The sequence below is a fragment of the Xanthobacter pseudotagetidis genome (assembly GCF_043194795.2).
GTDB classification, from domain to species: domain Bacteria; phylum Pseudomonadota; class Alphaproteobacteria; order Rhizobiales; family Xanthobacteraceae; genus Xanthobacter; species Xanthobacter tagetidis_A.
Genome location: NZ_CM195534.1, coordinates 3527005 through 3539597, shown reverse-complemented (window position 1 = coordinate 3539597; position 12593 = coordinate 3527005). Strand labels below are relative to the sequence as shown.

Sequence of the window (12593 nt, the reverse complement as noted above, 5' to 3'; positions counted from 1 at the left end):
CTGATGCTGGTGACCGGCGGGGCAGGCTTCATCGGCTCCAACATCGCCCGCGCGCTCGCCGCGGACGGTCGCCGCGTGGTGGTCGCCGACTGGCTGGAGGACGGGCCGAAGTGGCGCAACATCGCCGACATCGCGCTTCATGACGTGATCCGCCCCGAGGCGGTGGAGGGCTTTGTCACCCGCGAGGGCGGGCGGCTCGGCGGCGTCGTGCACATGGGGGCCATCTCCGCTACCACCGAGCGCGACGGCGACAGGATCGTCGCCCGCAACATCCGCGCGACGCTGGACCTGTGGGCGCAGTGCGCGGCGAAGGGCCTGCCCTTCATCTTCGCCTCGTCCGCCGCCACCTATGGCGACGGCTCTGAGGGTTTCGTGGACGCGGACGACGACGGCGCCCTGGCGCGCCTTGCCCCGCTCAATCCCTACGGCTGGTCGAAGCTGTTCGTGGACCGCCGCATCATGGCCGACGTGCGCGCCGGCCGGCCGCGCCCGCCGCAGTTCGCGGGCCTGCGCTTCTTCAACGTCTACGGTCCCGGCGAGGCCCACAAGGGCGACATGCGCTCGGTGGTGCACAAGATCCACCCCGCCGCCGCGGCGGGCGAGAGCGTGACGCTCTTCAAGTCCCACAATCCGGCCTATGGCGACGGCGGCCAGCTGCGCGACTTCATCCATGTGCGCGACTGCGTCGCCGTGGTGCAGTGGCTGCTGGAAAGCCCGAAGGTGAGCGGCATCTTCAACGTCGGGACCGGTGAGGCGAGGAGCTTCGCCGACCTCGCCAAGGCGGTGTTCGCGGCGCTCGGCAAGGAGCCGCGCATCGCCTATGTGGACATGCCCGAGCACCTGCGCGGCGCCTACCAGTATTTCACCCAGGCGGAGATGGGAAAGCTGCGCGCGGCCGGCTACGGCGCGCCCTTCACCTCGCTGGAGGAGGGCGTCGCCTCCTACGTGACCGGCCATCTCTCCCACCGCAACGAGGCGACGCCGTGAGGCGCGCAGAGGGGACGACCCGCCATGGTGCCTGACGGCGCGCCCGGCCCCATCGTCGTCATCGGCGACGTGATGGTGGACCGCTACATCACCGGCTCGGTCTCGCGCATCTCGCCCGAGGCGCCGGTGCCGGTGCTGGTGCACGGCGACGAGCGCATCGTGCCCGGCGGCGCCGCCAACGTGGCCGCCAATGCGGCCGCCCTGGGGGCGCGGGTGATGCTGGTCGGCCTCGTCGGGCGCGACCGCGAGGCGGATCTTCTCACCGAGGCGCTCGGCGCCCATCCGGGCGTGATGCTCGACCTCATGGTGCGCGACCCCGGCCGGCCCACCATCACCAAGACCCGCGTCATGAGCGGGCGCCAGCAGATCGTGCGCATCGACGCCGAGACCGTCGCCCCGCCCGAGCCGCGGATGCTGGAGGCGCTCCTCGGGGCGGTGGCGGAGGCGGTGCGCGGCGCCCGCGTCGTCGTGCTCTCCGACTATGCCAAGGGCGTGCTTTCCGACGCGGTGATCGCCGCCGCCATCGCCGCCGCCCGGGCGGCGGGCGTGCCGGTGGTGGTCGATCCCAAGCGGCGCACCTTCGAGGCCTATCGCGGCGCCAGCCTCGTCACCCCCAACCGCAGTGAGCTTGCCGCCGCCACCGGCCTGCCCGACGCCACCGACGCGGAGGCCGCCCGCGCGGCCGAGGCCGCCTCGGCCCAGTTCGGCGGCGACGTGCTGGTGACGCGCGCCGAGAAGGGCATGACGCTCTGGCGCCGCGGCGGGCGGGTGCTCCATGTGCCGGCCAAGGCGCGCGAGGTGTTCGACGTCTCCGGCGCCGGCGACACGGCGCTGGCGGCGCTCGCGGTGGCGCTTTCCGCCGGCCAGCCGCTGGAAGCCTGCGTCCACCTCGCCAATGCCGCCGCCGCGGTGGCGGTGGGCAAGCTCGGCACCGCCGTCGTCACCCGCGCCGAGCTCCTTGCGGCGCTGGAGGAGGCGGGCACGCCCGGCATCGCCCCCGGCGCGCTGCTCGGAGCGGACGATGCCGCCCGCCTCATCGCCGAATGGCGCGCGGCGGGCGCGCGGGTGGTGTTCACCAATGGCTGCTTCGACCTCATGCATCCCGGCCATGTGTCGCTGCTGGAGGCGGCGGCCCGGGAGGGCGACCGCCTCGTGGTGGCGCTCAACACCGACGCCTCGGTGAAGCGCCTGAAGGGCGAGGGCCGCCCGGTGCAGGACGAGGCGGCGCGCGCCCGCGTCATGGGCGCGCTGCGCTGCGTCGATCTCGTGGTGCTGTTCGACCAGGACACGCCGCTGGAGCTGATCGCGCAGCTGAGGCCGGACGTGCTGGTGAAGGGCGCCGACTATCGCGAGGACCAGGTGGTGGGCGCCGACGTGGTGAAGGCCCATGGCGGCCGGGTGGCCCTGGTTCCGCTGGTGGAAGGGCGCTCCACCTCGGCGCTGGTGGCCAAGGCCAAGGGTTAGGCCGCCGCGCATCCACGATCTGCATCGCGCTGCACAAAATTCCCGCGCGCCGAGTTGCCGGGCGGAGGATTTGGTCCCTATAGTCGCTCCCGGTGTCGGTGCCCGCTCTCGCGGGCCGAAAGAGGGAATGCGGTGCGGGCGCTCGTCGCCCAATGCCGCAGCTGCCCCCGCAACTGTAAGCGGAGAGTCCCCCCGCAAGGGCCACTGGAGCAATTCGGGAAGGCGCGGGGCGGGCGGCGATCCGCGAGCCAGGAGACCTGCCGCCGCCGCATCGCCCGCTCGCGGGCACATCCAGGGCGCCCTCGGTGGGAGGGCTAGGGGGTCACATGTCGAAGTTCCGCGCCGTTTCCGCATCCCTTTCCGCCGTGCTCGCGATGCTCGCGGCAGCGCCGGCCCAGGCCCATCACATGATGGACGGCGGGCTGCCCTCCAGCTTCGCGCAAGGCCTGCTGTCGGGCCTCGGCCATCCGGTGATCGGCGTCGATCATCTCGCCTTCATCGTCGGCATCGGCGTCGTGGTCGGCGCGTTCGGGCTGAACCTCGCGCTGCCGGTGGCGTTCGTCGCCGCCTCGGCCATCGGCGTCGCCATCCATGTGGCGGGCGTGTCGCTGCCGGCCTCCGAACTGGTGGTGGCGGCCTCGGTGGTGCTGCTGGGCGTGCTTCTGGCGCGCGCCGCCAAGGTTTCTCCGGCCGTATGGGCGGCGCTGTTCGCGGTCGCCGGCCTGTTCCACGGCTATGCCTACGGCGAATCGATCTTCGGCGCCGAGCAGGCCCCGCTGGTGGCCTACCTGATCGGCCTCGTGATCATTCAGAGCCTGATCGCGGTGGGCGTCGCGCTCGCCACCCGCTCGGTGAAGGAGGCGCCGGTCTCCCTGAACGCGCGCCTTGCCGGCGCCGCCGTGGCGGGCATCGGCATCGCCGCGCTCGCCGGGCAGATCATTCCGGGCTGAGGTGGCGACGCCTGAGGGCGGCCTCGTCCTCATCCTCGGCGGGGCGCGCTCGGGCAAGAGCCGGTTCGCCGAGGCGCTGGTGGAGGCCGCGCCCGGCCCCTGGGCCTACATGGCCACCGCCCAGGCGCACGACGGCGAGATGGCGGTGCGCATCGCCCTCCATCGCGACCGCCGTGCCGCCGGGTGGGAGACCGTGGACGCCCCCCTCGATCTCGCCGGCGCGCTCGCGGCGCTGCCGCCGGGGCGGCCGGCGCTGGTGGATTGCCTGACACTCTGGCTCACCAACCACCTTCTGGCCGACCGCGACCTCGATGCCGAATCCGACGCCTTGCTCGCCGCCCTTTCGGCGCGGGACGGCCTTACCGTGTGCGTCTCCAACGAGGTCGGCTTCGGCATCGTGCCGGACAACGCGCTCGCGCGCCGCTTCCGCGATGCCGCCGGCCGGCTCAACCAGCGCGTCGCCGCCGCCGCCGGACGGGTGACGTTGGTGGTGGCGGGCCTGCCGCTCGACCTCAAGACCCCCCAGGTACCCGATCGAGGAGGCGCCCCATGACCGACCCCGCGCCGACGCCCGCCGAGGCCGAGCGCCATCGCGCCAAGATGGAGAAGCGCAAGGCCGTGCAGGACGCCGAGGTGGCCGGCAAGACGCTCGAGAAGGGGCTGCTGCTGGTCCATACCGGTCCTGGCAAGGGCAAGAGCACCGCTGCCTTCGGCCTCGCCCTGCGCACGCTCGGGCGTGGTGGCCGCGTGGGGGTGGTGCAGTTCATCAAGGGCGCCTGGTCCACCGGCGAGCAGGAGGCGTTCGCCGCCTTCGGCGACCGCGTCGCCTGGCACACCATGGGCGAGGGCTTCACCTGGGAAACCCAGGACCTCGCCCGCGACAAGGCGGCCGCCGCCCGTGCGTTCGGGAAGGCGGAGCAGCTGATGGCCGACGCGGGCATCGGCCTCGTCATCCTCGACGAGCTCAACATCGCCCTGCGCTACGACTATCTCGACCTCGCCGAGGTGCTCGCCGCGCTCGCCGCGCGCCGGCCCAGCCTCCATGTGGTTGTCACCGGACGCAATGCCAAGCCGGAGATGATCGCGGCCGCCGACCTCGTCACCGAGATGGGCCTCGTGAAGCACCATTTCGCCGCCGGGGTAAAGGCGCAGCCGGGCATCGAGTTCTGACGCCATGGCCGCGCGCGCGCTCATGTTCCAGGGCACAGGCTCGGATGTGGGCAAATCGCTGCTGGTGGCGGGGCTGGCGCGCGCCTTCGCGAGCCGGGGCTTGAGAGTGCGCCCGTTCAAGCCGCAGAACATGTCGAACAACGCCGCCGTGACCGCGGACGGCGGCGAGATCGGCCGCGCCCAGGCGCTCCAGGCGCGGGCGGCGCGGGTTCCGCTCTCGGTGCACATGAACCCGGTGCTGCTGAAGCCCCAGGGCGAGACCGGCGCCCAGGTGGTGGTGCAGGGCCGGGTGTTCGCCACCGCGCGCGCGGCCGCCTACCAGTCTCTCAAGACGCAGCTGATCCCGCAGGTGCTGGACAGCTTCGCGCGCCTGAAGGCCGAGGCCGACCTCGTGCTGGTGGAGGGCGCAGGCAGCGCCTCGGAGGTGAACCTGCGCGCCAACGACATCGCCAACATGGGATTTGCGCGCGCCGCGGGGGTGCCGGTGGTGCTGATCGGCGACATCGACCGGGGCGGGGTGATCGCCAGCCTCGTCGGCACCAAGGGGGTGATCGATCCGGACGATGCGGCGCTGATCTCTGGCTTCATCGTCAACCGCTTCCGGGGCGATCCGGCGCTGTTCGCCGACGGCATGGCGCGCATCGCCGAGCTGACCGGCTGGCGCGCCTTCGGGCTCGTGCCGCACTTTCCGGACGCGGTGCGCCTGCCGGCGGAGGACGCGCTGGCGCTTTCCGCGCCGCCGCCCGCCAAGGCCGGGGCACGGCGGCGCGTCGGCGTGCCGATCCTGCCCCACGTCTCCAATTTCGACGATCTCGACCCGCTCGATGCCGAGCCCGATATCGAGGTGCGCCGCCTGCGCCCGCACGAGAGCCTGCCGGTGGACACCGATCTGGTGCTGCTCCTGGGCTCGAAGTCGACCCTGGCCGATCTGGCGGCGCTGAAGGCCGGGGGGCTCCATCACGACATCCTCGCCTTCGCCCGCCGCGGCGGGCGGGTGCTGGGCCTGTGCGGCGGCTACCAGATGCTGGGGCGCACCATCGCCGATCCCGAGGGCGTGGAGGGCGAGGCGCGCATCGCCCGCGGTTTCGGCCTCCTCGACGTGCACACGGTGCTCGCGGGTGAGAAGCGCCTTGTTGAGGTCGAGGGACAGGCGCTCGGGGCGCCGGTGCGCGGCTACGAGATGCACATGGGGGTGACCACCGGCGCCGATGCCGAGCGGCCGTTCGCGGTGCTGGCGGGCAGGGCAGGGGACGGCGTGCCGGAAGGGGCGACCTCGGCGGACGGGCGCATCGCCGGCACCTATCTCCATGGCCTGTTCGCCGCCGACGCCTTCCGCGCCGCGTTCCTCGCCGGTTTCGGCGCGGCGGCGGGGGGCGAGAACTTCGAGCACCGGGTGGATGCCACCCTGGACCGCCTCGCGGCTCATCTCGCCGCGCACCTCGACCTCGACGCTCTGCTCGCCGCCGCGCGCTGAGGGCACGGGATGGAAGCTCCGGTCCGGCCGGAGCCCGCCGGGGCGCTCCCCATGGTGCCGCCCGCGCCGCTCGCGCGCGCACTTTTGCCGTACCCTGTCGGCATTGGGCATACTCCGGCGTCCTCGGGACAGAGCCAAGGAGCGAAAGCCCATGATGTACGCCATTCTCTGCTACCACGAGGAAGACGTGGTCTGCGCCTGGACCAAGGAGCAGGACGCCGCCGTCATGGCGCGGCTCGCGGTGGTGCAGGAGCGGCTGACCCGGGAAGGCAAGATGGGGGCCTCGCTCCGCCTCCTGCCCACCTCGGCCGCCACCACCCTGCGCAAGAGCCAGGAGCCGCCGCTGGTGATCGACGGGCCGTTCGCCGAGACCAAGGAGCAGCTGCTGGGCTTCTACCTCGTGGATGCGGCGGACCTCGACGGGGCGCTGGAGATCGCGCGGGCGCTCGGCGAGGCCAATCCCGGTGGCGCGCTGGAGGTGCGTCCCGTGGGGCTGTTCCTGCCCGACATGCGGCAGGGCGCCGAGGCCTGACCCGCGCCGGCCGCAGCCGATGACCGACACGGCCATGACCGACACCACCTTCATCCACGCCGCGCTCACCGCCGCCCGGCCGCAGGCGATGGGGGCGCTGCTGCGCTATTTCCGCGACCTCGACACGGCGGAGGAGGCCTATCAGGAGGCCTGCCTGCGGGCGCTGAAGGCGTGGCCGCAGAAGGGGCCGCCGCGCGATCCCGTGGCCTGGCTCATCCTCGTCGGCCGCAACGCCGCGCTCGACGGCAAGCGCCGCGCCTCCCGCGACGCGCCGCTGCCGCCGGACGAGGCGATCTCCGACCTCGACGACATCGAGGCGCCCATGGCCGAGCGGCTCGACGGCGCCCACTACCGCGACGACGTGCTGCGCCTGCTGTTCATCTGCTGCCATCCCGAGCTGCCCCACACCCAGCAGATCGCGCTGGCGCTGCGGGTGGTGTCGGGCCTGTCGGTGAAGCAGATCGCCCGCGCCTTCCTGGTCAGCGAGGCGGCCATGGAGCAGCGCATCACCCGCGCCAAGGCCCGCGTCGCCAAGGCCGAGGTGCCGTTCGAGGCGCCCGGCGCGGTGGAGCGGGCAGAGCGGTTCCAGACCGTCGCGGCCATGATCTACCTGGTGTTCAACGAGGGCTATTCCGCTGCCGCCGACCCGGAGCGCGCGGGCCTCAGCGAGGACGCCATCCGCCTCGCGCGGCTGCTTCTGCGCCTGTTCCCCGCCGAGCCGGAGATCATGGGCCTCCTGGCGCTGCTGCTGCTCCAGCACGCCCGCGCCCGCGCCCGCTTCGATGCCGCCGGCGAGCCGGTGCTGCTGGACGCGCAGGACCGCGCGCTGTGGGACCGCGAGCGCATCATCGAAGGGCTGACCTTGGTGGACAAGGCGCTGCGCCACCGCGCGCCCGGCCCCTACCAGGTCCAGGCCGCCATCGCCGCGACCCATGCGCGCGCGGCGCGGGCCGAGGACACCGACTGGGCGCAGATCGACGCGCTCTATGCGGCGCTGGAATTCATGCGGCCCTCGCCCGTGGTCACGCTCAACCGCGCGGTGGCGGTGAGCAAGGTGAAGGGGCCGGAGGCGGCGCTCGCCATGATCGAGCCGCTGGCGGGGCCGCTCTCCGGCTATTTCCACTTCTTTGGCGCCAAGGGCGCGTTCCTGCTGCAGCTGGAGCGCTACGCGGAGGCGAAGATCGCCTTCGACACCGCCATCAGCCTCGCCGGCACCACGGCCGAGGCGGCCCAGATCCGCCGCTACCTCGACCAGGTCGCTAGCGGCAGCGCGGCGAAAAAAGACGATGGCGGTGTCGATCCTGGACCGGCCCGATCGTCATAGGTAGGAGCGCGCCGTGCGGCGCGCGACACAGGAGAGCGATCCATGGATCCGACAGCGGAGAATTTGAAGGCCGGCGCGGTGCCGGTGAAGGGCGGGGTGGTGCCTTACCTGCAGATCGACGGCGCCATGAAGGCGGCCGAGCTCTATGCCCGCGCGCTCGGCGCCGAGACCGCTGCCGCGATCCCGCCCGACGACAAGGGACGCACCATGCACGTGCACCTCTACGTCAACGGCTCCTCGATCATGATGAGCGATCCTTATCCGGAATATGGCCACGCGCTGGAGAAGCCGCAGGGCTATTCCCTGGTGCTCCAGGTGACCGACATCGACGCCTGGTGGGGGCGCGCCCGCGCCGCCGGCTTCGAGGAGGTGATGCCGGTGCAGGAGATGTTCTGGGGCGCGCGCTATGGGCAATTGCGCGATCCGTTCGGCGTGCTGTGGGCCATGAACCAGCCGCTGGGCGGCTGAGCAGGCCGGGCCGGGAGTCACATGGGATACTCCCCGCGGGCGGGTGCCGGGCGCTTTGGCGCCGCGTCATGGGATGACCCCGCCCGCCGGGGCCGGCGCGGTTTGACAAAAGCGGGCCGATCGCCTCCAAGCTCGGTCCGCGCGCATCGTCCGAAACGAGGATCGTAATGTCCACCAAGGCTGCTTCCGGCGGGGTCTGGAGCTCGAAGACCGGGAGCCTGATCGCCGAAGACCGTCCGACCCTCGACGAGATGGCGGCCGACGCGCGCGCGCGGCCGGGCCGTTTGCGCATCGCGCCGCGTGGCGATCTCGAAATCCTGTTCGCCCGCACCTTCGCCGCGCCGACCGCCGCCGTCTTCCGCGCCTGGACCGACGCGGGCCTCGTGCGCCGGTGGCTCAGCGCGCCGGACTTCCCCGTGATCGAGGCCGAGGCGGATCCGGTGCCCGGCGGGGCCTACCGCTATGCGGTGGCCGATTCCCAAGGACGCACCATGCGTTGGGGCGGCACTTTCACCGCCGTCGCGCCCGGCCGGGGCTTCCGCGCCACCGAGCGGTTCGATCCGCCCTGGCATCCGGGCGCGACCGAGGTCGTGCTGGAGCTGCGCGAGGCGGTGGGCGTCACGGTGGCGCTGCTCACCCTCGCCTATGAGAGCCTCGCCGCCCGCACCCTGGTGCTGCGCTCGCCCATGGATGCTGGCCTCGCCTTGAGCCTCGACCGGCTCGCCGCGCTGGTGGAGGGCGCGCCGCCCGGCTGAGGCGGGGGCCCTTCCTTCACCGCCCGAGGCCCACGGCGTTCGGCAGCCAGAGCGTGAGCGCGGGGATGTAGGTGATGGCGATCAGCGCCAGCAGGAGCGGCACCAGCCAGGGCAGGATGGCGACCGTTGTTCGCTCCACCGAGAGCTTCGCCACCCGTGCCAGAACGAACAGCACCATGCCGAGCGGCGGGTGCAGGAGGCCGATCATCAGGTTCAGCACCATCACCAGCCCGAAATGGATCGGGTCGATGCCGAGCTTGAGCACGATCGGCAGCAGGATCGGTACCAGGATGGTGATGGCGGCGATGGTGTCGATGAAGCAGCCGACGAACAGGATGAGCAGGTTCGCCAGCAGCAGGAAAACCCACTTGTTCTGGGTGAAGCCGAGGATGGCGTCGGTGAGCATCTGCGCCGCCTGGCTCGCGGTGAGCAGCCACGCGAAGATGGAGGCGGCGGTGACGATGAACAGCACCGAGGCGGTGGTCTCGATGGTGTCGAAGGTCGCCTTCGCCAGCGTGCGTAGGGTCATGGAGCGGTAGCGCACGAGGCCGAGGAAGAGCGACCAGATCACCGCCGCCACCGCCGCCTCGGTGGGCGTGAACCAGCCGAGCGTCATGCCGCCGATGAGGATCACCGGCGTCATCAGCGCCATCACGGCGGAGAAGTCGTAGTACCAGTCGAGGGCGATGAGCGCGGCGAGGGCGATCAGCACCGCCTGGTTGGTGGTGAGCCCGAGCTCGATCATCACATAGACCGCCAGCGGGAAGGCCAGCACCACCGCCACCTCGATGCCCGCCGAGGCGAGCCGGCGCCAGGAGAAGGCCGCGTCCGCCCCCCATCTGTTGCGGCGGGCGAAATAGGCGACGGTGATCATCATCAGGAGCGTCATCACCGCGCCCGGCACCACGCCGCCGAGGAACAGCGCGCCGATGGAGACGTTGGCGAGCATGCCGTAGATCACGAACGGCAGGCTCGGCGGGATGATCGGGCCGAGCGTCGCCGAGGCGGCGGTGACGCCGACCGCGAACTCGGTGGAATAGCCATGATCCTTCATGGCCTTGATCTCGATGGTGCCGAGCCCGGCGGCGTCGGCGATGGCGGTGCCCGACATGCCCGAGAAGATCACCGAGCCGATGATGTTCACCTGGCCGAGGCCGCCGCGCATCCAGCCCACCAGCGCCACGGCGAAGGCGTAGATGCGGCCGGTGACGCCGGCGATGTTCATGAGGTTGCCGGCGAGGATGAAGACCGGCACCGCCAGCAGCGGGAAGCTCTCGACGCCCGCGATCATGCGCTGGGCGATCACCACGTCCGGCACCGTGCCGGAGACGAGGATGTAGAGGAGCGAGGCGCCGGCGAGGGCGATCGCCACCGGAACGCCGCAGATCATGAGGGCGAGGAAGCCGCCGATGAGGATCCACATGGGCTCAGTCTCCCTTGTGCTCGAAGGGGGAGCCCTCGAAGGCCTCCGGTTTCTCAAGGATGGAATAGCCGCGGCGGATGTTGCCCCAGGAGACCTGGAGCGAGCGCACCAGCATCATCACGAAGCCGAACAGCACAGCGTAGTAGACGTAGGCCTTGGGCGCATCGACCATCACCATGGGCTCCTCGCCCACCAGCGCGATGTAGCGCACCATCAGCCACACGCCGTAGGCGATGAAGCCGGTGCGCACGAGGTCGACGCCCAGCGCCATCGCCCGCGCCGGTGCGGGCGGCAGGAAGCGGTAGAGGAGGTCCACCTGGATGTGCCGGGACAGGCGCACGCACATGGCGGCGCCGATGAAAACCACCGCCACCAGGAAGTAGCTGGCGATCTCCTCGGTCCAGGCGTAGCTGTCGTTCAGCACGTAGCGCGTGAAGAACTGGAGGAAGACCAAGCCCGCCATGATCCAGAAAGCGATGAGGGTGATCCAGTCCTCGAAGGCGTAGGAGGACAGGTCTACGTCCTCCTTGACGTCGAAGGTGTGGGCGAGCTCCTCGCCGGTGACGCGGGTGTGGGTTTCGTGGGCCATGGCGTTCCGGTGCGGTGGGATGAGGGGAAAGCTCGCTCCGCGTCGTCGGCGGTGCGCAGCTGGCGCGCTTCTCCGCGCGCGAGGGGCGGCGGTGAGGGAGCGGGGCTCCGGTGAGGGGGCGGGACTTCCGTCCGCCGTCATGCTCCGTCCTGACCGGAGCATCCATCCGGCGGGCGCGTCGTGGGCCCTCCGGTCGAGCCGGAGGGCGACGGCGGGGAGACGCTCCGGTTGCGCCGTCACCGGGGCGGTTGAACGGGCGCTTGCGCGCCCGCGCCTGTTCGCTGACGGCCCGCCCTCACATGGCGTCGCTCTTGAGCGCCTGGATGCGGTCCCAGTCCGCCTTGCGATAGCCGAAGCTCTCGAAGGTGATGTTCTTCATCACCGTGTCGCGGAACTCGCCCGTATCGACCGCGACCACGTTCAGCCCCTTCTGCTTGAACACGTCGAGCAGCTCCTTCTCGCGCGCGGCCACCTCCTTGGTCGCCCGCGCCGCGGCCTCCAGCGCCACCTCGGTGAAGATCTTGCGGTCCTCGGGCGAGAGCTGGTTCCAGAGCTTGGCGGAGATGATGGTGTTGAGGTGGTCGACGATGTGCCCGGTGAGGACGATGTTCTTCTGCACCTCGTAGAACTTCTTCGCCTCGATGGTGGTGAGCGGGTTCTCCTGCGCGTCCACGGTGCCGTTCTGGAGCGCGAGATAGACCTCGGCGAAGGCGATGGGCGTGATGTTGGCGCCGCACGCCTTGGGCATGGCCAGATAGGCCGGGGCATCGGGCACGCGGATCTTCAGGCCCTTCATCTCCGCGCAGGACTTGAACGGCTTGTTGGAGGTGGCCTGCCGCACGCCGTAATAGGTCACCGCGACGATGTGATTGCCGGTCTTGTCCTCGTAGCCCTTGGCAAGGTCCTTGAAGACGTCGCTCTTGGCATAAGCGAGCAGGTGGTTCGCATCGCGGAAGGTGTAGGGATAGTAGGTGACGCCGATGGGCGGGTAGGCCTTCCCGGCGAAGCTCGACCCCGAGATGATCATGTCCACCGTGCCCAGGGTGAGGCCTTGGTTGATGTCGCTCTCCTTGCCCAGCTGCGAGGAGGGATAGACATCGATCTGGTAGCGCCCGTTGGTGCGCTTGGCGATCTCGCCCGCGGCCCAGACCGAGGCGGTGTGGAACGGCTCGGAGGGCTCATAGACGTGGGCCCATTTGAGCTTGGTCTGGGCGTTGGCGGCGCCCGAGGCGAGCACGGCGGCGAGCGCTGCGGCGCCAACGACGGTGGCGGCCGAAAGGCCGCGGCGAAGACGGATCATCCTGTTCCTCCCGATATGATCGCGGCGTCTTTGTCCGCTTGTGCTGTAGGCGCGTGCTGTGACGTGTCCCGTGCCGGCGGGGCCTTGGCGGACCCCGTTTAAATCGTTTTGATTCGTGGGCACGCCACGCCCGCCGCAGCTGCATGGTACTATGGCA

At 71.1% G+C, this 12593-nt stretch carries 13 protein-coding genes and 1 riboswitch; of the genes, 10 read left to right on the top strand and 3 right to left on the bottom strand.

What is annotated here, in order from left to right:
- From rfaD to V5F67_RS16125, 10 genes are all read left to right on the top strand, one after another.
- Positions 1-987, top strand: coding sequence for an ADP-glyceromanno-heptose 6-epimerase (gene rfaD / locus V5F67_RS16170; protein ID WP_394017789.1), 987 nt, complete (start codon positions 1-3; stop codon positions 985-987).
- 24 nt (positions 988-1011) lie between these two features.
- Positions 1012-2451 carry a D-glycero-beta-D-manno-heptose-7-phosphate kinase gene (rfaE1, locus tag V5F67_RS16165; RefSeq protein WP_394016780.1) on the top strand — a complete coding sequence of 480 codons (1440 nt, stop codon included), beginning with the start codon at positions 1012-1014 and terminating at the stop codon, positions 2449-2451.
- Positions 2452-2530: 79 nt separating this feature from the next.
- Positions 2531-2730: riboswitch (cobalamin riboswitch) on the top strand.
- A gap of 47 nt (positions 2731-2777) precedes the next feature.
- The gene (locus tag V5F67_RS16160) at positions 2778-3401 is read left to right on the top strand and encodes a HupE/UreJ family protein (protein ID WP_394016781.1); all 624 of its coding nucleotides are present in this window, start codon (positions 2778-2780) and stop codon (positions 3399-3401) included.
- Between the two features lies 1 nt (position 3402).
- Positions 3403-3954: a bifunctional adenosylcobinamide kinase/adenosylcobinamide-phosphate guanylyltransferase gene (gene cobU / locus V5F67_RS16155; RefSeq protein WP_394016782.1), complete on the top strand. Its 552-nt coding sequence runs from the start codon at positions 3403-3405 to the stop codon at positions 3952-3954.
- Positions 3951-4571: a cob(I)yrinic acid a,c-diamide adenosyltransferase gene (gene cobO / locus V5F67_RS16150; RefSeq protein WP_394016783.1), complete on the top strand. Its 621-nt coding sequence runs from the start codon at positions 3951-3953 to the stop codon at positions 4569-4571. Before cobU ends, cobO begins: the two co-directional genes overlap by 4 nt.
- 4 nt (positions 4572-4575) lie before the next feature.
- Positions 4576-6045, top strand: a complete 1470-nt coding sequence (locus tag V5F67_RS16145) for a cobyric acid synthase (RefSeq protein ID WP_394016784.1) — start codon at positions 4576-4578, stop codon at positions 6043-6045.
- Between the two features lie 151 nt (positions 6046-6196).
- A complete protein-coding gene (locus V5F67_RS16140; RefSeq protein WP_394016785.1) occupies positions 6197-6577 on the top strand; it encodes a YciI family protein in 381 nt (126 codons plus the stop codon).
- A 34-nt stretch (positions 6578-6611) separates the two neighbouring features.
- Entirely contained in the window at positions 6612-7901 is a 1290-nt protein-coding gene (locus V5F67_RS16135; protein ID WP_394017790.1) for an RNA polymerase sigma factor, read from the top strand.
- Between the two features lie 42 nt (positions 7902-7943).
- On the top strand, positions 7944-8369 hold the full coding sequence (locus V5F67_RS16130) for a VOC family protein (RefSeq protein ID WP_394016786.1): 426 nt from the start codon (positions 7944-7946) through the stop codon (positions 8367-8369).
- 167 nt (positions 8370-8536) lie between these two features.
- Positions 8537-9124 (top strand): SRPBCC domain-containing protein, encoded by a 588-nt coding sequence (locus V5F67_RS16125; RefSeq protein ID WP_394016787.1) that lies wholly within the window; start codon positions 8537-8539, stop codon positions 9122-9124.
- Positions 9125-9140: 16 nt separating this feature from the next.
- Here the strand turns inward: V5F67_RS16125 and V5F67_RS16120 are convergent, their stop codons facing one another.
- From V5F67_RS16120 to V5F67_RS16110, 3 genes are all read right to left on the bottom strand, one after another.
- Entirely contained in the window at positions 9141-10547 is a 1407-nt protein-coding gene (locus tag V5F67_RS16120) for a TRAP transporter large permease (RefSeq protein ID WP_394016788.1), read from the bottom strand.
- Positions 10548-10551: 4 nt separating this feature from the next.
- A complete protein-coding gene (locus tag V5F67_RS16115) occupies positions 10552-11136 on the bottom strand; it encodes a TRAP transporter small permease (protein WP_394016789.1) in 585 nt (194 codons plus the stop codon).
- Between the two features lie 295 nt (positions 11137-11431).
- A complete protein-coding gene (locus tag V5F67_RS16110; protein WP_394016790.1) occupies positions 11432-12436 on the bottom strand; it encodes a sialic acid TRAP transporter substrate-binding protein SiaP in 1005 nt (334 codons plus the stop codon).
- Positions 12437-12593: the final 157 nt, after the last annotated feature.

Bases quoted from the DNA above. Each gene is read 5' to 3' on its own strand.
- rfaE1 (WP_394016780.1), top strand. From the start codon at position 1,012: ATGGTGCCTGACGGCGCGCCCGGCCCCATCGTCGTCATCGGCGACGTG.
- V5F67_RS16160 (WP_394016781.1), top strand. From the start codon at position 2,778: ATGTCGAAGTTCCGCGCCGTTTCCGCATCCCTTTCCGCCGTGCTCGCG.
- cobO (WP_394016783.1), top strand. From the start codon at position 3,951: ATGACCGACCCCGCGCCGACGCCCGCCGAGGCCGAGCGCCATCGCGCC.
- V5F67_RS16145 (WP_394016784.1), top strand. From the start codon at position 4,576: ATGGCCGCGCGCGCGCTCATGTTCCAGGGCACAGGCTCGGATGTGGGC.
- V5F67_RS16140 (WP_394016785.1), top strand. From the start codon at position 6,197: ATGATGTACGCCATTCTCTGCTACCACGAGGAAGACGTGGTCTGCGCC.
- V5F67_RS16135 (WP_394017790.1), top strand. From the start codon at position 6,612: ATGACCGACACCACCTTCATCCACGCCGCGCTCACCGCCGCCCGGCCG.
- V5F67_RS16130 (WP_394016786.1), top strand. From the start codon at position 7,944: ATGGATCCGACAGCGGAGAATTTGAAGGCCGGCGCGGTGCCGGTGAAG.
- V5F67_RS16125 (WP_394016787.1), top strand. From the start codon at position 8,537: ATGTCCACCAAGGCTGCTTCCGGCGGGGTCTGGAGCTCGAAGACCGGG.
- V5F67_RS16120 (WP_394016788.1), bottom strand. From the start codon at position 10,547: ATGTGGATCCTCATCGGCGGCTTCCTCGCCCTCATGATCTGCGGCGTT.
- V5F67_RS16115 (WP_394016789.1), bottom strand. From the start codon at position 11,136: ATGGCCCACGAAACCCACACCCGCGTCACCGGCGAGGAGCTCGCCCAC.
- V5F67_RS16110 (WP_394016790.1), bottom strand. From the start codon at position 12,436: ATGATCCGTCTTCGCCGCGGCCTTTCGGCCGCCACCGTCGTTGGCGCC.